This window comes from Amycolatopsis sp. lyj-108, from assembly GCF_046549005.1.
Classification (GTDB): domain Bacteria; phylum Actinomycetota; class Actinomycetes; order Mycobacteriales; family Pseudonocardiaceae; genus Amycolatopsis.
In genome coordinates, this window is record NZ_JAJPWQ010000004.1 from 484,783 (window position 1) to 507,263 (window position 22,481).

The 22,481-nt window shown below is 70.6% G+C and carries 2 protein-coding genes; both read right to left on the minus strand.

Going from position 1 to position 22,481, the window contains the following annotated elements:
- Window positions 1–8: 8 nt before the first annotated feature.
- Window positions 9–218 (minus strand): MbtH family protein, encoded by a 210-nt coding sequence (locus tag ACLJO0_RS18385; protein ID WP_007029404.1) that lies wholly within the window; start codon window positions 216–218, stop codon window positions 9–11.
- Window positions 215–22,444: a non-ribosomal peptide synthase/polyketide synthase gene (locus tag ACLJO0_RS18390; RefSeq protein WP_410579695.1), complete on the minus strand. Its 22,230-nt coding sequence runs from the start codon at window positions 22,442–22,444 to the stop codon at window positions 215–217. The genes ACLJO0_RS18385 and ACLJO0_RS18390 overlap by 4 nt, the downstream gene beginning before the upstream one ends.
- Window positions 22,445–22,481 lie beyond the last annotated feature (37 nt).

Here is a 22,481-nt window from a genome sequence, read left to right on the forward strand (position 1 = left end):
GAAGCGGGTCAGGACTCCATGGCCTTGACGAGCGAAGCGGGACGGAGGTCGGTCCAGTTGGTCTCGACGTACTCGAGGCACTCCGGACGCGAGGCCGGGCCGAACTTCGTGGTCCAGCCCGCCGGGACCTCGACGAACTCGGGCCACAGGCTGTGCTGGCCCTCGTCGTTGACCAGCACGAGGTACGTGCCGTCGGGGTTCTCGAACGGGTTCGTCATTCCTTGTTCTCCTTCTGTACAGCCGGTGAATCAGCCCGGCGGGTGAGCGCGTCGAGCGCGAGGAACCAGCCCTCCGCCAGTTCCCGCACCGACTCTTCGGTCAGCACGGCCTCCGGCCATGACCAGTGTGCGGCCAGTTCGGGGCCGCCGGGGCGGTCCTCGGTCAGGACGTTGATCGTCAGCGCGTGCGAGACGGGCATCCCGTCGTCCGCGCCGAGTTCGGCGGCTTCGGCCTCCGCCGCGTACGACCAGTCGGTCGCCTCGGGGACGCCGATCCGGCCCAGGTAGTTGAACTCGATCTGCGGCTTCGCGAACTTGGCGAGTTCAGGACCGGTGCGCGGGTCGAGGTACCGGAGCAGGCCGTGCCCGATGCCGCCGTCCGGCAGCCCGTCGAGGTGCGCCCGGACCCGCTCGAGTGCGATACCGGCGGCGGCTCCGCCCGCGAACGCGTCGTCCAGGTCGAGGTCGCCGAGATCGAGGCATACCGGGACGACGGTGGTGAACCAGCCAACCGTCCGCGAAAGATCCGCACCACTGGCGAGTTCCTCCTCGCGGCCGTGTCCCTCGACGTCGACCAGCACCGCCTGCCCCCCGTCGCCGCGCCACCGGGTGACGGCCATGGCGAGGCCGGTGAGCAGGACGTCGTTGATGGTCGCACGGGACAGGAGCGGGGCCGTCCGCTCGGCGGGCAGGGTCAGCGACACCTTCTTCACGGTTCCCTGCACGTCCCGCGCGGGGTCGAGCGGCCGGTCCAGCGGGAGCGGATCCCCGCCGCCCAGCACGGACTTCCACCGGCCCAGTTCGCCCTCACGGTCCTGTGTGGACAGTACTTGCGACCACCGCCGGAACGACGTGTCCACTGGAGCCAGTTCGGTCGCCTGCCCGAGAGCGACCGCGTCCCACGCGGAAGCGAGATCCGGCAACAGGATCCGCCATGAGACACCGTCGACCGCCAGGTGATGGATCATCAGCAGCAACCGGCCAGGTCCCGACGATCCCGCGTCGAACCACGTCGCGCTCACCATCACGCCGGCGTCGGGGTCGAGCCTCGCGCGAGTCGGCTCCGCGTGCCGCCCGATGAGTGCGAATAGATCACCTTCGACCTCGACGCGTTCGACGCGGACGTCGACGGATTCGGTCACGCGGAGCGCCCAGCCGTCCACCGACCGGTCGAGCCGCGCGCGCAGCATGTCGTGCCGTGCGACGACGGCGCCGAGCACGGCCTTCAGCTGCTCACCGGTCATTCCGGACGGCGTCTGGAGCAACGCCGCCTGGTGATAACCGTCGATCGGCCCGCCCAGTTCGCGCAGCGCGTGCATGATCGGCGTCGGCACGATGACGTCGTCGGCCGTCAGGCTCTCGGCGACCTCGGCCAGCGCCGCGACGGTCCGGCGCGCGAACACCTCGTGCGGCGTGATCTTCAACCCGGCCGCCCGAGCCCGGCTGACCAGCCGCATCGCGACGATGCTGTCCCCGCCGAGAGCGAAGAAGTCGTCGTCGGCGCCGAGTTCCGGCACGTCGAGCACTTCCGCGAAGAGCCCGCACAACGTCTTCTCCAGCGGGGTCTCCGGCGCCCGGCCACCGGCCAGCTCCGAGTAGTCCGGCGCCGGAAGCGCCTTGCGGTCCAGTTTCCCGTTGGACAACACGGGAAGCGCGTCGAGCGCGACGAACGCCGCCGGGACCATGTACTCCGGCAACGTCTCGGCCGCGAACCGCCGCAGGTCCGCGAGATCCACAGTGGACACCACGTAGGCCACCAGCTGCTTGACCCGCGGGCGATCCTCACGCACGAGGACGACGGCCTGTGCGACGTCGTCGTGCCGTTCGAGCACGGCTTCGATTTCGCCGGGTTCCACCCGGAAGCCGCGGATCTTCGCCTGGTCGTCGGCGCGGCCGCCGAAGTCCAGCCGCCCGTCCGCGGTCCACCGGGCGAGGTCGCCGGTGCGGTACATCCGGGCGCCCGCCGGACCGAACGGATCCGCCACGAACCGCTCCGAAGTCAGCGCCGCCCGCCCGAGATAGCCCCGGGCCAGACCGGAGCCGGCGAGGTACAGCTCGCCGGTGACCCCGGGCGGCACCGGCCGCAGCGCCGCGTCCAGCACGTAGGCGCGGGTGTTCGCGACCGGACGGCCGACCAGCGGCTTCTCGCTGTCACCGATCCGCGCGACCAACGCGTCCACTGTGGACTCTGTCGGTCCGTAGAGGTTGAAGGCCTCGGTGCCGTCCAAAGTGGCCAGACGGCGCCACAGGCTCTCGGGCACCGCCTCGCCGCCGACACCGATCACGGCCAGCGGGCACCGATCGCCGTCGAGCAGTCCGGCTTCCGCCATCTGCGCGAAGAACGACGGCGTGACCTCGATGAAGTCGAAGCCGTCCCGGGTGATCATCGCGGCCAGGAGTTCCGGGTCGCGCCGGGTCTCCTCGTCGACGATGTGCACGGCGTGCCCGTCGAGCAGCCACAGCTGCGGTTGCCAGGAGGCGTCGAAGGAGAACGACCACGCGTGCCCGACCCGCAGGTGCGGTTTGCCGGTGGCCTCGACCGCGGGCCGGTGCAGCGTCGCGCGATGGCTGTGGAACAGGTTCACCACACCGCGATGCGGGACGACGACCCCCTTGGGCGTCCCCGTCGAACCCGACGTGTAGATCACGTACGCCGGATGCTCCGGACTGAGCGGCCGGACCCGATCCCGATCGGTCAGGTCGTGCTCCTGCCGGTCCTCGGTGACGAGCGCGCACAGCGCCAGCGTCTCGATCTCGGTCCGGGGCAACGACTCCAGCAGCTCGGGTTCGGTCAGGATCACCTTGGGCCGCGCGTCGGCGAGCATCGCGGCCAGCCGTTCGACGGGGTAGTCCGGGTCGAGCGGCAAGTACGCCGCTCCCGCCTTGTGGACCGCGAGGATCGCCAGCAGCACGTCCGCCGAGCGCGGCAGCGCCAAGGCGACGAAATCCTCCGGGCCGACGCCGTGGGCGACCAGTGCCCTGGCGAGCCGGTTGGCGCGTTCGTTCAACTCGCTGAAGGTCACGGCGACTTCACCGGACACCACCGCCGTCGCGCCGGGCGAACGCCGGACCTGCGCTTCGAACAGACCGGCCACAGTGGACGGTTCGACGGCGAGCGCCGTCCCGTTCCACTCGCGGACGATCAGGTCGAGGTCGGCCTCGGTCAGGATGTCGACCCTGCCGACCGGGGCGTCCACATCGGACACCATGGCGGCGAGCACCCGCTCCATCGCGGCCGGAAGTCGTTCCGGCAGGCCCGCGTCGAACAGGTCGGAGCGGTACTCGGCCGTGAGCTTCAGCCGCACGCCGGGCTCCACCGCCCAGGTGAGCGGATAGTGCGTCGAGTCCTCGTGGCGCACGATCTCCCCGCGCAGCCCGGCACCGGTTTCATCCTCGTCCGCGCCCGGGTAGCTCTCGAACACCATCAGCGTGTCGAACAGCTCCCCCAGCCCGGCGCCGCGCTGGATGTCGGCGAGCCCGAAGTGCTGGTGCGCCAGCAATGCGGACTGTTCGTCCTGGACCCGGTCGAGGAGTACGCCCAGCTTCTCGGCCGGGTCGAGCACGATCCGCACCGGGATCGTGTTGATGAACAGGCCGAGCATCCGCTCGACCCCGGCCAGTTCCGGCGGGCGCCCGGCGACCGTCGCCCCGAACACGACGTCCGATCGACCGGTCAGCCTGCCGAGCACGATGCTCCACGCCGTCTGGACCAGCGTGTTCAGCGTCAGACCGCGCGAGCGGGCCAGGCCGGCCAGCGCCTCGGTCGCCTGCTCCGGCAGTTCCAGCGACAACCGCTCCGGCGGGGCCGGGATCCGCTGCGGGTCGTGCGGGACGAGGTGCGTCGGCTCGGTGAGCCCGTCGAGGGCCTGCCGCCAAGCGGCTTCCGCCGCCTCCCGGTCCTGCTCCGCGAGCCAGCCGAGATGGTCGCGGTACTGTCGTGACGGCGCCGCGTCGGCACCGGCGTAGAGCTGGGACAGCTCGGCGAACAGTTGCGGGACCGACCAGCCGTCGAGCAGGACGTGCTGGTGGGTGAACACCAGCCGGTGCCGACCGTCCGGCAAGGCCAGGAGCAGGAACCGCAGCAGCGGCGCGGCCGCCGGATCGAAGCGGCGGCGATCATGTGCCATCTCCGCTTCGAAATCGCCCGCCGAGTCCACGAAACGCCAAGGAACGGTGACCGAACGCGCCACCAACGCGACCGGACGACCGGAGGCGAGGTAGCGGTAGCCGGTGCGCAAGACGGCGTGCCGGTCCACGAGGGACTGAGTGGCCTCGCGCAGCCGCACCGGATCGAGCGGGCCGTTGAGATCGAAGGACACCTGGACGGTGTAGACGTCGGGTCCGTCGCCGTCCATCGTCGCGTGGAAGAGCAACCCGGCCTGCAACGGCGTCAGCGGCCACACCTCGGCCGTGTCCGGCGCGACGTCGAGGATCTCGGCGCGTTCGCCCGCTTCGAGCTCCACCAAGTGCTTGCGGTTCGCCGGCGCGGGCGCGTCGAGCCGCACCGAACTGACCTCGGCCAGCGCCGCGACGGTCCGGTGCCGGAAGACGTCACGCGGGCTGAGCAGCAGCCCGGCGCTCCGCACCCGGCCGACCAGCTGCATCGCGACGATACTGTCACCGCCGAGGCGGAAGAAGTCGTCGTGGACGCCGACCTTCTCCAGCCCGAGCACACCGGCGACGAGCGACGCCAGCAGTTCTTCGCGCGGAGTGCGCGGGGCGTCGCCGGTGACCGCGACGGCGAAGTCCGGCGCGGGCAGCGCCTTGCGGTCGAGCTTCCCGTTGGGGGTCAACGGGAACTCGTCCAGCACCACGAACGCCGACGGCACCATGTACTCCGGCAGCGCGGCCTCGGCCAGCCGCCGGGTCTCTTCGACGTCAACCGTGCCGGTCAGGTAGGCGACGAGCCTGCCCTCCCGGAGGACCACTCGCGCTGAGAGCACGGACTCGATCTCGCCCAGCTCGATCCGGAACCCGCGCAGCTTGACCTGGTCGTCGGCGCGGCCGAGGTACTCGAGCGCGCCGTCGGCACGCCATCGCGCGAGGTCGCCCGTGCGGTACATACGCTCCCCCGCGGCGAACGGGTTCGCCACGAACCGCTCGGCGGTCAGCCCGGCCCGGCCGAGGTACCCGCGCGCGAGCTGCGCACCCGCGAGGTACAGCTCGCCCGCCACGCCCGGCGGAACCGGCCGGAGCCGGGCGTCCAGCACGTGGACGCGGGTGTTCCACACCGGACGTCCGATGGGGACGGTGTCGTCGACGACCTCCCACGAGGTCACGTCCACCGAAGCCTCGGTCGGCCCGTAGAGGTTGTGCAGCGGCACGCCGACTCGGGCGGCCAGTTCCGGCGGCAGCGCCTCGCCACTGCACAGGACCCGGCGAACGCCGTGCCATCCCGGTTCTTCGGCGAGGAACGCTTCCAGCATCGACGGGACGAAATGCAGGGTCGTGATCCGCTGGTCCCGGATCAGCGCTTCGAGATACGCCGGATCGCGATGACCGTCCGGTTTGGCGACCACCAACGTCGCACCGGTGATGAGCGGCCAGAAGAACTCCCACACCGACACATCGAAACTCGACGGCGTCTTCTGCAACACCCGATCATCCGCAGAGAGACCGTACTCGTCCTGCATCCACAGCAGACGGTTCACGATCCCGGAATGCGGCACCACCACACCCTTGGGACGACCCGTCGAACCCGACGTGTAGATCACGTACGCCGGAGACGACGGAACCGCCACCCGGCCCAAGTTCTCTCCGGAGTAGCCATCGAGATCAGGCAAAGTATCGAGAACCACGGCGGGTGACGCGTCTTCGAGCATGAACGCCAGCCGGTCCGCCGGATAGTCCGTGTCGAGCGGTAGATACGCCGCTCCTGCCTTGTGCACGGCGTACAGCGCGACGACCAGATCAATCGACCTCGGAAGCGACACCGCCACCACCGACTCCACACCCACACCCCGCTCGGCCAACCATCGCGCCAGCCGATTCACCCGCGCGTTGAACTCGGCGTACGAAAGCTCGGCGCCTTCGAACACCACGGCAGGAGCGTCCGGAGTCCGCGCCACCTGCGCCTCGAACAACTCCGGCAACGTCACCGGCGGAACGTCGTGCGCGGTGTCGTTCCAACGCTTGAGCAGCGTGCGTTCGTCCTCACCGAGGACGTCGAGTTCGCCGACCGGGATCGCCGGGTCGGCGGCCACCTGCTCCAGAACGGCGACCAGCCGCCGCGCGAACGACTCGGCCGTGGCGTGGTCGAACAGATCGGCGCTGTATTCGATCGCGCCCGAGATCCCGTCGCTGTTCTCCAGGAACCCGAATTCGAGGTCGAACTTCGCGACGCCCTGTGCGAAATCCTCCTGGACCGCACGAAGACCGGGCAGTTCCAGCTCCTCGCCCGATTCGGGCAGGTAGACCACCATCACCTGGAACAACGGGTGCCTGGCCAGTGAGCGTTCCGGGTTGACCGCGTCAACGAGGCGCTCGAACGGCAGGTCCTGGTGTTCGAAGGCGGCGAGGTCCGTCGCGCGCACCCGGGCGAGCAAGTCGCCGAACGCCGGGTCGCCCGACAGGTCGGTGCGCAGCACGAGCGAGTTCACGAAGAAGCCGATCAGCGGCTCCAGCCGTTCGTCGACGCGGCCGGAACTCGGCGCGCCGAGGGGGATGTCACCCCCGGCGCCGAGCCGGTGCAGCAGTGCCGCGACCGAGGCCTGTGCCAGCATGAACATGCTGACGTCGTGCCGCCGGGCGACCGCACGCAGGCGCTCGGTGAGCCCGCCGTCGATCGGGAAGGTGACGAGACCGCCGCGATGGCTCGACTCGGCCGGCCGTGGCCGGTCCGAGGGCAGAGCCAGTTCGTCGGGCAGGCCGGCCAGTGCTTCCTGCCAGAACTCAAGGTGCCCGGAAGCCGTCGAGGCGAGCAGTTCGCGCTGCCACAGCGCGTAGTCCGCGTACTGAACCGGAAGTTCCGTCCACTGTGGAGCGACTCCGGCCAGACGCGCCTCGTAGGCCGTGGCCAGGTCTGCCATCAGCGGTCCCTGTGACCACTCGTCCGTCGCCACGTGATGGATCACCAGCAGCAGGACGTGTTCCCGAGCGGACACGGTGAAGACCGTGGCCCGGATCGGGAGTTCCGCGTCGAGGACGAATCCGCGGCCGGCTTCGGCGGACAACTGCGCAGAGAGGTCACCCGCGTCCTCGAAGCGGACCTCCGGACGCGCGTCGGCCAGGATCCGCTGCGCCGCGACGCCTCCCTCCTCGGCGAACACGGTCCGCAGCGGTTCGTGCCGCTCGACGAGGTCGCCGATCGCCGCGTGCAGCGCCTCCGAGTCCAGCTCGCCGTGCAGACGCCAGGCGAGCGGGATGTTGTAGGTGGGCGTGACCCCTTCGAGCTGGTACAGGAACCACAACCGTTGCTGCGCGGGTGAAAGCGGCAAGAGTTCCGGCCGGTCCCCGGCATTCAAGGCCGGCCGGTCCGAGGGGTCGGCGAGCCGGTCCGCCAGCGCCGCGACGGTGGGGGCGTCGAAAACGTCCCGGACCGACACGGTGGCGTCAAGGGCGGCCGAGATCCGGCTGACCAGGCGCATCACCAGCAGCGAATGCCCGCCGAGTGCGAAGAACCCGTCATCGATCCCGACCCGTTCCACACCGAGCACATCGGCGAACAACGCGCACAGGGCTTCTTCCCTGGCATTCCGCGGTTCACGGCCTTCGGTGGCCGCGAACTCGGGAGCTGGGAGTGCTTTGCGGTCGAGTTTGCCGTTCGGGGTCAGCGGGATCTCGTCGAGGACGACGAACGCCGACGGCACCATGTGCTCCGGCAGCTTCGTCGCCACTGCCTCACGAAGCCCGTCCACGGAACCGACGACGTAGGCCACCAGCCGGTCTTCCCTGGCGACGACCACGGCACGCGTGACGGACCCGGACGCGGTCAGCGCCGCCTCGACCTCACCGAGTTCGACCCGGAAGCCGCGGATCTTGACCTGGTCGTCGACCCGGCCCAGGAATTCGAGGACGCCGTCGGCGGACCAGCGCGCGAGGTCCCCGGTGCGGTACATGCGCTCCCCCGGGCCACCGAACGGGTCGGCGACGAACCGGTCGGCGGTCAGCCCCGGCCTGGCCAGGTACCCGCGAGCGAGCTGCACGCCGGCGAGGTAGAGCTCACCGGGGACACCCGGCGGGACCGGGTTCAGCCGTGCGTCCAGCACATACGTCCGCGTGTTCCACACCGGACGTCCGATCGGGACGGACGGCGTCGTCTCGGCACCGGCCCGCCACGCAGTCACGTCGACGGACGCTTCGGTCGGGCCATAGAGGTTGTACAGCGGGACGTCCACGCGGGCGGCCAGTTCGGACGGCAGCGCCTCGCCACTGCAGATCACCCGGCGCAATCCCGCGCACTCCGCGGTTTCCAGGAACAGCGCGAGCATCGACGGGACGAAGTGGACGGTGGTGATCCCGGCGGTGCGGATCAGCTCCGCGAGGTACGCCGGGTCTTTGTGCCCCTCGGGTTTGGCGACCACCAGCGTGGCACCGGTGATGAGCGGCCAGAAGAACTCCCACACCGACACATCGAAACTCGACGGCGTCTTCTGCAACACCCGATCATCAGCCGCCAGACCGTACTCGTCCTGCATCCACAACAGACGGTTCACAATCCCGGAATGCGGCACCACCACACCCTTGGGGCGCCCCGTCGAACCGGACGTGTAGATCAAATACGCCGGAGACGACGGATCCACTACCCGGCCCAAGTTCTCAACGGAGTAGCCGTCCACAACGGGCAGTTCGTCGAGGACGACAGCGGGGGCCGCGTCTTCGAGCATGAACGCGACGCGGTCCGCCGGATAGTCGCGGTCGACCGGCAGGTAAGCACCACCGGCCTTGTGCACCGCGTACAAGGCGACGACCAGATCGATCGACCTCGGCAGCGAGACCGCCACCACCGACTCCGCACCCACGCCCTGCTCGACCAGCCACCAGGCCAGCCGATTCGCGCGCGCGTTGAACTCGGCGTACGAAAGCTCAGCGCCCTCGAACACCACGGCAGGAGCGTCCGGAGTCCGCACCACCTGCGCCTCGAACAACTCCGGCAGGCTCGCGACCGGGACCTCATGAGCCGTGCGGTTCCACTCGGTCACCTGCGCGAGCTCATCGCCGACGAGGACGTCGAGCGCCGCGACGGGCCGGTCCGGTTCGGCCGTGACCTGCTCCAGCAGCGACGTGAGGCGGGTGAGCAGCCGCTCGGCCGTCGACTCGTCCGCGAGGTCCTCGGCGTATTCCAGCATCAGCGTGGCGGTGCCCCCGCCGTCGACCATCGTGAAGTGCAGGTCGAACTTCGCCATGCCGGTGTCCATCTCGAACCACTCGGCGGGCAGCCCGAGCACGTCGTGCGCGTCGCTCTGCCGGTGGTAGCCCACCATCACCTGGAACAGCGGGTTGCGGCCCGGCACCCGGGGCGGGTTCAGCTCCTCGACGACGCGCTCGAACGGCAGGTCGCCGTGCGAGAACGCGGCGAGATCAGCCTCGCGCACCCTGTCGAGCAGCGCGGCGAACGTCGGCTCGCCGGACAGGTCGGTCCGCAGCACCAGCGTGTTCACGAAGAATCCGACGAGCTGCTCCAGCCGTTCGTCAGTTCGTCCCGCGATCGGGGCGCCGAGCGGGATGTTGTCCCCGGCGCCGCTCCGGTGCAGCAGCGCGGCCACCGCCGCTTGGAGCACCATGAACGGGCTCGCCCCGGCTTTCGCCGCCAGGTCTCGCACGGCGGCCGACAGCTCGCCGGACAGCCGGGACTTGACCTTCCCGCCCCGTCCGGTCGGCCGGAGCGGACGCGGGCGGTCCAGCGGCAGCGTCAGCTCGTCCGGCGCACCACCCAAGGAGTCGGCCCAGAACGCGACCTGGTCGGCGCCGCGCTGTTCGAGGAAGTCCTTCTGCCACAACGCGAAGTCGGCGTACTGCACTGGAAGGTCTGTCCACACGGGACTCTCGCCGCCGAGCCGGGCTTCATACGCCGAGCTCAGATCACTTAGGAACGGGCGGTCGGACCATTCGTCGGTCGCGCTGTGGTGCAGGACCAGCGAGATCACGTGGTCGCCTTCGCCGAGGCGCAGCACCCGCAGCCGGACCGGGATCTCCGTCGCCAGGTCGAACGGTGTCCGCGAGAGCTCGGCGATGCGGGCCGCCAACCCGGCCTCGCCGCACTCCTCCACGGCGAACGGGATCTCAGGCGCGTCAAGAACGCGCTGGTAGGGCTCCCCGTCGTGCTCGATGAACACGGTCCGCAGGACTTCGTGCCTGCCGAGGACGTCGCCCAACGCCAGCCGGAGTGAGTCGAGATCAAGGTCGCCCCGCAACCGGAAGGTCAGCGGGAAGTTGTACGCGACCGCGTTCGCTTCCATCCGGTCGACCAGCCAAAGGCTGCGCTGGGCCGCCGAAAGCGGGACGCGTTCGGGACGCTCGGCACGGACCACCGACGGCCGCGCCGGTTCACCGGCACCCGCGCGAGCGGCCAGCTCGGCCACCGTCGGCGCCTCGAACAGGTCACGGATGGCCAGTTCCGCGCCGAGTTCGGTCCTGGCGCGGCTGATCAGCCGGGTGGCGAGGAGTGAATGGCCGCCGAGGTCGAAGAAGTTGTCCTCGACGCCGACCCCGTCCAGTCCGAGGACCTCGGCGAAGAGCGCGCACAGCGTCTCTTCTTCGGCGGTCTCGGCCGGGCGGCTTTCGGCGAGCCGCACCGTCTGGTCGGCGTCCGGGAGCGCCCGCGTGTTGAGCTTGCCGTTGTCGGTCAGCGGCAGCGCGCCCAGCGTGACGAACGCGGCCGGGACCATGTAGTCCGGCAGTTCCGTCTTGAGCCGATCGCGCAGGCGTTGCACCAGTTCGCCGCCGCCACGGGCCGCGGTCGGGCTCGTGGCGTACTTGGCCAGGTTCGTGCCGACCGAGACGGGCTGATGCACACCGGTCACCAACGAGTCCGGCTGTCCCTTGTGGACGAACACCGCCTCGAAAGCTCCGTCGGCGGACCAGGTGCAGTACACCCGGAACCCGAGCCGTTCACCGAGTTCGTGCACGTCCTCCGGTTCGACACCGTCGTCGCCACGGAACAATGCGAGGACGTCGATGAGCGGAGCACCGGCGTCCAGGGCGCGTGTCGCCTCGACCTCCGAAGCCTGCCGGGCGTCCGGGATCCGGCTCACGCGCAGCGTTTCCGCACCGGCGATCCGGGCTTCCAGGGCCGAGAGGGAGCCCACCTCGTCCCAGAACAGACGTGGCGCTTGGGCGACCGAAAGGGTCGTGGCGGGTGCCTTGACCAGGACCGCGTCATAGCGGTACCGGCTCAGCTCGTTGTGCAGCCGGGCCCGTTTGATCCGGACCTGCGCGGCGACGTCCGGAAGCCGCCGCGCGAGCGCGGTGAAGTAGTCCGGGTCGATCAGCAGTTCCTTCTCCAGCGCGGCACCGCGTTCGATCGCGCGCCGCACCTGGGCGACATCGGAGGTCGCGTCAGCGCGGGTGAGCTGGATGGCGGTGTGGAAGGCGCGGGCGAGGCGCAGGTTCCGGACGTCGCCGACGAACAGCGCGCCGCCGGGCGCGAGCAGGCCGATCGCCTTCATGATGACGTCGGTCAGGTAGTCGACGCTCGGGAAGTACTGGATGACGGAGTTGATCACGATGGTGTCGAACCGGCCGCCGGGCAGGCCGTCGAACACGTGCGCCGGCTGGGCGCGCAGATTCACCTTGGCCGCCAGCTCCGGCTCCCGTTCCAGCTCGCGGTTCAGCTTCGCGATCACCGGCGCGGCGAGGTCGGTGCCCCAGTACTCCCGCGCCATCGGGGCGATCTGCCCCATCAGCAGACCGGTGCCGACACCGATCTCCAGCACCCGTTCCGGCTTCAGTTCGGCGATCCGGTCGACGGTCGCCTGCCGCCATTCCCGCATGTGCTCCAGCGGGATCGGATCGCCGTCGTAGCTGGAATCCCAGCCCGCGAAGTCCTCGGTGAACAGGGCCGTCGGGATCTCGGTGTACTCGTCCGAGTAGATCTGCTGCCATTCGCCGACCTGGTCGGCCTCCGCCTCGGCCCGCGCGTCGCCGCTCAGTTCGGCCGGGACGACGTAGCCGATGAGCCGCTGCAGGCCGGGCGCCGACGGGTCGGGCCGCGCGAGGACGGCGGCCTGCGCGACCTCGGGGTACCGGCTGAGCGCGGTCTCGATCTCGCCGAGTTCGACGCGATAGCCGCGGATCTTGACCTGGTCGTCGGTGCGGCCGAGGAAGTCGATGTTCCCGTCCGGACGGCGGCGCACCAGGTCACCGGTGCGGTACATGCGCCCGCCCCCTGGCACGAACGGGTCGGCGACGAACCGCTCGGCGGTCAGGCCGGGGCGGCCGAGATAGCCGCGGGCCAGTCCCTCACCAGCGATGTAGAGCTCGCCCGCGACCCCGTCGCGGACCGGCCGGAGCCAGGCGTCGACGATGTAGGCGCGGGTGTTCCAGATCGGTTTGCCGACGGTCGGGGCGTCGCTGTCGGTCGTGCCGCCGCCGAGCGTGTTGATCGTGTATTCGGTGGGGCCGTACAGGTTGTAGCCGTAGGTCCCGTCGGTGTCCCGCAGCCGGTTCCACACCGACTCCGACACCGCCTCGCCGCCGAGCAGCACGAGGGCGGGCCGGTGTCCTTCCAGCAGCCCTTCCTCGATCAGCAGATGGGCGTACGTCGGTGTCACGTTGACGACGTCGACCTCGTGCTCGTCGCAGTACGCCACGAGCGCCCGCGCGTCCCGCCGCAGTTCCTCGTCGCAGACGTGGACTTCGTGCCCTTCGACGAGCCACAGCAGCTCTTCCCAGGACATGTCGAAGGCGAACGAGACGGTGTGCGCGATCCGCAGCCGCCGTCCGCCCGCCGACGCGATGGCCGGGGCGAAGATGGCGCCCTGGTGGTTGAGCTGCATGTTCGTCAGGCCGCGGTACGGCGTGACGACGCCCTTGGGTTTGCCTGTGGAGCCCGACGTGTAGATGACGTACGCCGGATGCTCCATGCGGTCCGCGCGGCCTCGCGCGAACAGCGGACGTTCGGCGTCGGAGATCGGGCCGCCGCCGAACGCCCTGTCTTCGTGGTCGTCGACGAGGACCCGCGGCGTGGCGCCGGGGAGTGTCGCCGAGACGTCCTTTGTGGACACCAGGCACAGCGGCCTCGCGTCCTCCAGCATCATCGCGAGCCGGTCGGCCGGGTAGTCGAGTTCCAGCGGCAGGTACGCCGCGCCGGTGCGCAGCACGGCGAACAGCGCGACGACCATGTCGATCGACCGGGGCAGGCCGAGCGCGATCACCTGCTCCGGCGCGGCCCCCTTCGCCAGCAGCAGCCGAGCCATCCGGTTGATACGCGCGTCGAGTTCGGCGTACGTCAGTTGTTCTTCGCCGAACACCAAGGCGGTCGCGTCCGGCGTTCGTTCCGCTTGAACCGCCAGCAGGTCGGCGATCGTGTCCTCGATGACCGGGTGCTCGGCCTCGGCCCAGCTTGCTTCCAGCGCGGCACGGTCCTCAGTGGACACCGTGGCCAGCGCACCGACCGGTTTCGCCGGGTCGTCGACGATCTGCGCGACCAGCGACGTGAACCGACCCAGCACCGAGGCGGCCTCGTCCGAGTCGATGACGTCGTCCCGATAGGACAGCGTGATCCGGATTTCCTCGCCCGGCGTGACCACCAGTGTCAGCGGGTAGTGCGTGGCGTCGATGTTGAGCAGACCGGTGATGCCGTGCCGGTGGCGGAGTCCGTCGCGCCGTTCGTCACCGTCGGCGTTGCGCAGCACGAAGAGCGTGTCGAACAGGACGCGGTGCCCGGCCTCCCGCTGCAGGACACCGAGGCTCATGAACTCGTACGGGGTCAGGTCCATCCGCTCGGACTGCAAGCGCCGCACCAGGTCCAGAACCGACTCGTCCGCGTCGAGCCGCACCCGGGTCGGCACGGTGTTGAGGAACAGGCCGATGGTGTTCTCGATCTCGGGCACCGCCGCGGGCCTGCCCGCGACCGCGGCGCCGAACACGACGTCGTGCCGCCCGGTCATCGTCGAGAGGACCAGGCCCCAGGCCGCGTTGAGCACGGAGTTGACGGTCAGGCCGTACCTCCTGGCCTGCTCACGCAATCCGCGGCCCAGGTCGGCCGGGAGCACGGTGTCCAGGTTGACCGGCGTGGCCGGCACAAGGTCCCGGCCCTCCGGACCGATGACGGTCGGCTCCGCCAGCTCTGACAGCGCCTCGCGCCACGCTTCCGTGGCGGCCTCGATGTCCTGCCGGTCGAGCCAGCGCAAGAAGTCCACATAGGACCCCGCTGCCGGGAGCGTGCGATCGTCCCCGCCGAGGTCGTACAGCGCGAACAGCTGCTCGATGAAGAGCCAGGCGGACCAGCCGTCCCAGAGCAGCAGATGCCGGTTCAGCACCACCCGGTCGCGACCGTCCCCGAGCCGGACCAGTTTCAGGCGGAACAAGGGCGGGGTGCCGAGGTCGAACCGCGTCGCACGGTCCTCGGCCATCAGTTCGTCGAGCCGTTGCTGCCGCTCGTCTTCGGGCAGCGCCGACAGGTCCACTTCGGACACGGGCGGCTCGACGTCTGCCGCGACGAACTGGACGGGCCCTCGTAGTCCCTCGCTGGTGAAACCGGCGCCGAGACTCGGGATCCGGCGGAGCAGCGCGGACACCGCCGAGCGCAACCTGCCGGCGTCCAGGCGGTGATCGAAGTCGATCGCCTCCTGGATCGTGTAGATGTCGACGCGGCCGGAGTTGTAGCTGGAGTGGAAGAACAGGCCTTCCTGGAGCGGGGACAGCGGCCAGACGTCGGCGACCGGCAGCGGGCTGAACCGCTCGACGCGCGCGATCTCCTCCTGGGTCAGCGACACCAGTTCGAGGTCGGACGGCGTGAGCCCCACCGGCACGTCCGTGTCCACCGCCGCGAGCTCGCGCAAGGCGGCCACCCAGCGGTCCGCGAGCGTTCCGGCCGGGCCGGCGAACGTCGCCGTCAGCCTCGGCCCGTCTTCGGTCTCCTCGCAGGCGACCCCGATCCGCAGGAGGTGGTCACCCGCCGGGGGTACCGCCGCGTGCCCGGCGACCTGCCACTCCCCCTGCCCGGCCGGAATCCGGCCGTCGTAGCGCAGGGCGATCCGCGGCCTCGCGAGCCCGGCGAGCAGCGGACCGGTCTGGGCGTTGAGGTAACGCAGCGGGCCGTAGCCTTCGGGCGTCTTCCGGACCGTCTCCTTGACGGCCTTGAGCATCGCGAGCGGTTCGCCGGTCGCGGTGATCCGCACCGGGCGGACCGACGTCAACGCGCCGACGGCGCCCGCCGGGTCCACACGTCCGTGAAGGTCCACGAGGAGATCATCGTCGACGGCGGCCTGCAGCGCCGTCAGGAGAACGTCGGTCACGTCTCCGTGCACAGTGGACGGCAGCGAGTCGACGAGCGTCCGGCTGTCCTCGATGGACAGCGTGATGCGGCGTTCGGCGACGTCACCGGAAATCTCGGCGGAGCCGGGCGCCAAGGTCTCGGCCCAGTGCTCGATTTCGCCGAGCAGCGCCGGATCCTGTGCGCTTCCGGTGATCCGGCGGGCGATGGTCCGCAGCGAACTCCTCACCGGCGTGAACACCGGCGGACGGCCGCCGGTCACGGCTTGCCAGGCGATCGCGAGATCGGCTGCCAGCGTTGTCCAGCTCCGTGCGTCCAGCAGTGCGGGGTGCGCCACCAGGAGCAACCTGCCCGGCTCGTCGAACCAGACGGCCTGCAACAAGTTGTCCGTCAGCCTGCCCACTGCGTCCCGGTACTCGTCTTCGAGCGACCCGGCCCCGTGACGAAGCAGATCGGTCGCCTGAACCGTCCCTTGTGGACGGATTTCAAGCGACCAAAGCACCGATGCGACCTTCGACAGATCGAGCCGCAGGCCGTCGTGATGGTCGAGGACGAGTTGCAGGGCCGCGGCGAGGGTCTCGACGTCGGCGCCGGTCGGCAGGGTCAACAGCACCGACTCCGGCTGGACCGCGTCGCCCAGCTCCCGCAACCGAAGCATTTCGGGCAGGAGAGGGAGCGCGCCGACACCGTCGGCGTCGGCCACCGGCTCGACCGGCGTCGCCGAAGCGGCGAGCGCGGCCGGGGTCCGGAGCTCGAAAACGTCCTTGGGGCTCAGTTCGAACCCGGCCCGCCGGGCGCGGCTCGACACGGCGATCGACGAGATGCTGTCGCCGCCCAGCAGGAAGAAGTCGCCGTGGGCACCGACGGTGTCCAGGCCGAGGACGTCCGCGAAGATCCGCGCCAGGGCGCGTTCCTTGTCGTTCTCGGGCGCGGCAGCGGGCACGCCGACGTCGGGCGCGGGCAAGGCGCGGACGTCGAGCTTTCCGCTGGGGGTCAACGGGAACTCGTCGAGGACGACGAACGCCTGCGGGACCATCGGGGCGGGCAAGGCCTCGCTGACGGCGGCCCGTAGCCGTTCCGGGTCCGCTCCGCCGGCGACGTAACCGACGAGCGCGCCGTCCTTCGCCACGACCGTGGCGGCCGTGACCTCCGGCTGCGCAGCGAGCACGGCTTCGATCTCGCCGAGTTCGATCCGGTTACCGCGGATCTTCACCTGACGGTCGGTGCGGCCGAGGTATTCGAGTTCGCCGTCGGCACGGCGGCGGACCAGGTCCCCCGTCCGGTACAGCCGCTGCCCCGGTTCGCCGAACGGGTCGGCCACGAAGCGCTCGGCAGTCAGGCCGGGCCGCCCGTGGTAGCCGCGGGCCAGCTGGACACCGGCAAGGTACAGCTCGCCGGCCACGCCGTCGGGCACCGGGCGGAGGCAGCCGTCGAGGACGTGCACCCGCGTGTTCCACACCGGACGTCCGATGGGGACGGACGCGCCTTCGAAACCCGTGGCGTCGAAGAAGGTCACGTCCACGGCGGCCTCGGTCGGGCCGTAAAGGTTGTGCAGCGGGACGCCGGTGAGCGAGCGCCAGCGCGCGGCGATCTCGCCGGTCAGCGCCTCGCCGCTGGAGAACGCCTGACGCAACGAGCCCAGGTCGCCGGCGACCTCGTCGCTGCCAAGGAACGCGGCGAGCATGGACGGGACGAAATGCAGGGTGGTGATCTCCCGTTCCCGGATCACCCTGGCGAGATACGCCGGGTCGCGGTGGCCGTCCGGTTCGGCCATCACCACCGTCGCGCCTTCGCACAGCGCCCAGAAGAATTCCCAGACGGACACGTCGAAACTCGACGGCGTCTTCTGCAGCACCCGGTCCGAGGCCGTGAGCCGGTACTCGTGCTGCATCCACGCGAGCCGGTTGACGATCGCGCGATGCGTGACGGCCACACCCTTCGGCCGCCCCGTCGACCCGGAGGTGTAAATCAGGTATGCGGTGTTGTCAGGTCCGGCGGCCACACCCGGGACATCGTCGGCGGCGGGTTCGCCGGTCACGGAAACCTGCGTCAGCCCGGCGACGGCAGGAATCCGCGCGGCCGTTCCTGGTTCGGAAAGCACCAGCCGCGCACCGGAATCCGCCAGCATGTACTCGAGCCGGTCGGCCGGGTAGTCCAGGTCGATCGGCAGGTACGCCGCCCCGGCCTTCAGGACACCCAGCAGGGCGACCATCAGCTCGGCCGACCTCGGCACGGCGACGGCGACGACCTCTTCGGGACCGGCGCCCAGGGAACGCAGCCTGCGGGCCAGGTTCTCCGCCTGGGCGTCGAGGTCCGCATAGGACAGTTCGGTGTCCTTGAACAGCACGGCCGTCGCGGACGGTGTCTTGGCCGTCTGCTCGACGATGGCCTCGGCCAGTGTGCGCTCGGGCACCGGATGCGAGGTCGCGTTGAGTTCGGCCAAACGTCCGCGTTCGGCGGGCGAAAGGAGATCGAGTGCGGCGACCGGCAGGCCCGGGTTCGCGGTCAGTGTCTCCAGCAGCCGGGCGAACCGTTCCGCGAGCTGCCCGGCGGCGACCGCGTCGATCCGGGCGGCGTCGAATTTGAGGCTGAACTCCAGGTCTTCGCCCGGTGTCGCGATCACCGCGACCGGGAAGTGCACCGCGTCGGTCACCTCGACGCCGGTGAGGCGCACGGGTCCGGACGCTCGCTCGTCGTCACGCGGGAAGTTCTCGACGACCACGAGGGTGTCGAACAGCTCTTCCTGCCCGGCACCGGCGATCCGCTGCAGTTCGCCGAGGCCGAGATGCCGGTGCTCCAGCAAGGCCGCTTGCTCGTCCTGCAGGCGCCGCAGCACGGCGGCGACGGTTTCGGACGCGGACCAGCGCAGCCGCACCGGCACCGTGTTGATGTACAGGCCGACCGCCGACTCGAGACCGGCGGCACCGCTGTCGCGGCCGGAGACCGTGCTGCCGAACAGCACGTCGTCCCGGCCGGTGAGCCCGCCGAGCAGGAGTCCCCAGGCGCCGTGCAGGACGGTGCCGAGGGTGAGCCCGTGCGCGCGTGCCATGGCGGACAGCTCCGCCGTCGCCCGCTCGCCGAGGCTCAGGTGCAGCCGCGACGGCCGTCGCCCGGCCGTGTCCCGGGCTTCGATCAGCCGGGTGGGTTCGTCCACTCCGGACAACGCCGTCCGCCAGGCTTCGCGCGAAGCCTCGTGATCGCGCGCCGCGAGCCGCCGCAGGTGGTCCGCGCGCGTGCCGGGTTCCGGGAGCGGAGCGCCCGCTTGTCCCGCCAGCAGTTCGCGGAGCAGCACCACGACCGACCAGCCGTCGGCGATGATGTGGTGGAAGGTGAGCGCCAGCTTGGCGCGATCTTCCCCGAGCCGCGTGAAGGTCGCCCGCAGCAAAGGTGGCCGGGCGAAGTCGAACCGGCGCGCGCGATCGGCCTCGAAGGCTTCCGCGGCGTCATCGGCGGCCACCTCGCGCCAGGGCAGTTCGGCGTGCCGGGTCACCGTCTGGACCACCTGACCGCCGTCGAGCTGCCGGAAACCCGACCGCAGCGACGAGTACCGGTCCAGCAGCGCCTGGGCCGATCGGCGCAGCGCGTCGGCGTCGACGTCCCCTTCGAGGTCGAGCACCTCCTGCACCGTGTAGATGTCGGCGGCCGTGCCGCCTTCGAACTCCGCGTGGAAGAAGAACCCTTCCTGCAACGGCGTGACCGGAAGGACGTCGGCGTACTCGGCGAGCGCCGCGCGTTCGGCGCCGGTCAGCTCCAGCAGCGGCCGCACGTCCACAGTGGACACAGCGGCCTCGGTGGACACGGCTTCCGCGCAGGCGGCGAGCGCCTCGGGAGTCCGGTGCTGGAACACCTGGCGCGGTGTGATGGCGAGGTCGTGTTCCGCCGCGCCCAGCACCAGCCGGATCGACAGGATGCTGTCGCCGCCGAGGGAGAAGAAGTCGTCATCCGCGCCTGCCGACTCCAGCCCGAGGACCCGCGCGACGACGTCGCACAGGATCCGTTCCCGCTCGGTGCGCGGCGCGCGGCCGGTGGCGGCGGCGCCGAAGTCGGGCAGTGGCAACGAGGTGCGGTCCAGTTTGCCGTTCGGCATGATCGGCAGCCGGTCGAGTTCCACGAACGCCGACGGCACCATGTAGTGCGGCAGCGCCGATTCCGCGTGGCTCCGCAACTCCTTGAGCAGCGACGGCGACCCGTCGCCCTCCGGGACGACATACGCCACCAGGCGCCGGTCCCCCGGTTTCACCTCGCGCGGCACGACGGCGATCCGGTCGACCCCGGCGTATCCGGCGAGCGCGGACTCGATCTCCCCCGGTTCGATCCGGAACCCGCGGATCTTGACCTGGTGATCGGTACGGCCCAGGAAGTCCAGGTTCCCGTCCGCGCGCCAGCGAACACGGTCACCTGTGCGGTACATGCGCTCGCCGCCGCCGGCGGCGAAGGGATCCGCGACGAACCGTTCCGCCGTCAGCCCCGGACGTCCGGCGTATCCCCGCGCGAGACCGCGTCCGCCGACGTACAACTCCCCTTCGACGCCGACCGGGACCGGCCGCAGCGCGGTGTCGAGGACGTAGCAACGGGTGTTCGGATCCGGTTCGCCGATCGGGATGGGCCCGGTCCAGCCCGGCTCGGCCGCCCACAACGTCGAGTTCACCGTCGCCTCGGTCAGCCCGTACGCGGCGACGACGTTCAGGTCCTCCGCCCAGCGCGCGATCAGTTCCGGCGGGACGGTCTCGGTTCCGACGATCAGCACCGCGCCCTTCGGCAGTTCGCACTCCGGCGGCAGTGCCGCGACCAGCGACGGCGGCAGGATCATGTGCGTCGCCGCGTTGTCGGCGATGTAGCCGGTCAGTTCGACGCCCGCGACCCGGCGGTGCGACGGCACCACGATCAGCGTTCCGCCGACGCACAGGGACATGACCAGATCCCAGACCGTCACGTCGAATCCGGTCGAGGCGAACTGCACCACCCGGCTGTCCTCGCCGATGCCGATCCGTTCGGTCGCCGTGCTGATCAGGCTGCCGATCCCGTCGTGCGACAGGACCACGCCCTTCGGCTTCCCCGTCGAGCCCGAGGTGTAGATGACGTACGCGGCCTGGTTCAGCGAGATCCCGCTCACGTCCACAGTGGACGCGTCCAGTGCGGCGAGTTCGGCGGTGATCGCCGGATCGTCGAGAAGGACCCGCTCGACGTCCACACCGGACGGTAGCCGAGCGGATTCGTCCTTTGTGGACACGACGGTCTTCGCGCCCGCGTGTGAAAGCATGTACGCGAGGCGATCCTCGGGATGGTCGAGGTCGAGCGGGAGATACGCGGCCCCGGCCTTCATCACGGCGAGAAGCACGACGATGAGATCGGCCGAACGCGGCATCGCCACGGCGACGACGTCCTCGTCACCGACACCGCGTCGCCGCAGCAGCCGGGCGAGACGGTTGGCGGCGGCGTCGACCTCGGCGTAGGTCAGCCGGACGTCCTCGCAGACGACGGCCTCGGCCTCCGGTTTCCGTGCCACGACCCGGTCGAACGCCTCGGGCCAGGACACCTCCGGCGAGTCCGCGAACGCGGTCCCGAGCTCCAGCACCCCGGCCCGTTCCCCCACCGAGAGCAGGTCGATCGCGGCCAGCGGCAGGTCCGGGCCCGCCACCAGGGCGTCCAGCACCGCGGCGAACCGGCGGCGATGCTCGGCGAGTTCGTCGTCGGACGAGACATTCGCGTCCGCGTCGAAGTCGAAGCGCAGCCCTCGTCCCTCACCCGCGTCGTAGACGGCGATGGCGACGTCGCTGATCGGGCCGAGTTCGAGGTTGTGCACGGTGGCGCTCGCGTCGCCGAACGCGAGTTCGCCGTCCACGGCCATGTAGTTCACGCTCAGCCCGACGAGTTCGTGCACCCCGCCGCTCGCGCCGAGTTCGCGGGCGAGGTCCTCGCCGCGGTACCGGCTGTGCTCCAGCAGCGCGGAGACCTTCTCCGCGACCTGGGCGACCAGCCGCGCCGGTGTCGTCTCGGGCCGCACGGTCAATCGCAGCGGCAGGACGTTGGACACCATGCCCGGCTGCTCGCGCAGGGCGCGGGTGGTGCGCGCGGTGACCGGCAGGCCGAGGACGAGGTCTTCGGCACCGGTCACCCGGTGGGCGTAGGCCGCCACCGCGGCGATCGCGACGCGGGACAGCCTCGTTCCGGCGTCGAGCGCGAACTTCCGCAACGTCCCCGACTCCGCCGCGGGCAGCTCCCACGAATGCCGTCGCAGCCGGATCCGCCCGGACGACGCGCGCCCGAGCAGCCGCACCGGGTTCGGCCTGCCCGCGAGTTCGCCGAGCCAGTAGGCGCGGTCGGCCCGCCCGTCATGGTCGGCCTCGACGAATCCCGAGAGCGGCCAGGAAACCTCGTCGGCGGTGCCCGAATAGAGCTCCGCCGCGCGGCGGGTCAGGACGGCCTGCCCGTACGCGTCCATCACCAGATGGTGGTAACGCTGGAACCAGCGGACCCGGTCCGCGGCCAGCACCAGCAGCGTGTGCGCGGTCAGCGGCCCTCGGTCGAGATCGGAGACCACGGCCAGTTCGGCTCGCGCCCACTCGTCGGCCGCCCGCTCCGGATCCGGTTCGCCGGCGAAGTCGAGGACGGCGACCTCGCCGGGAGCGGCCGGACGCTGGACCGGCGTGTCGCCTTCCAGCCCGACCGTGACGTGCAGGCACTCCGCCTCCGCGACCGCCCGCCGAACGGCCTCACCCAGCCGGGCGATGTCGACGTCGCCGCGAAGCTCCGTGACCCAGCCGATCGTGTAGACCGGGTCGGCCGGGTCGAGCTGCTGGGCGAGCCAGATCCCCTGCTGTGCCGGGGTCAGGGGAAAGCCGCGGTTCATCGGGGTTTTGCCTCCACCGTTCAAGAGCGTGACGTCG

Bases quoted from the DNA above. Each gene is read 5' to 3' on its own strand.
- ACLJO0_RS18390 (WP_410579695.1), bottom strand. From the start codon at position 22,444: ATGAACCGCGGCTTTCCCCTGACCCCGGCACAGCAGGGGATCTGGCTC.
- ACLJO0_RS18385 (WP_007029404.1), bottom strand. From the start codon at position 218: ATGACGAACCCGTTCGAGAACCCCGACGGCACGTACCTCGTGCTGGTC.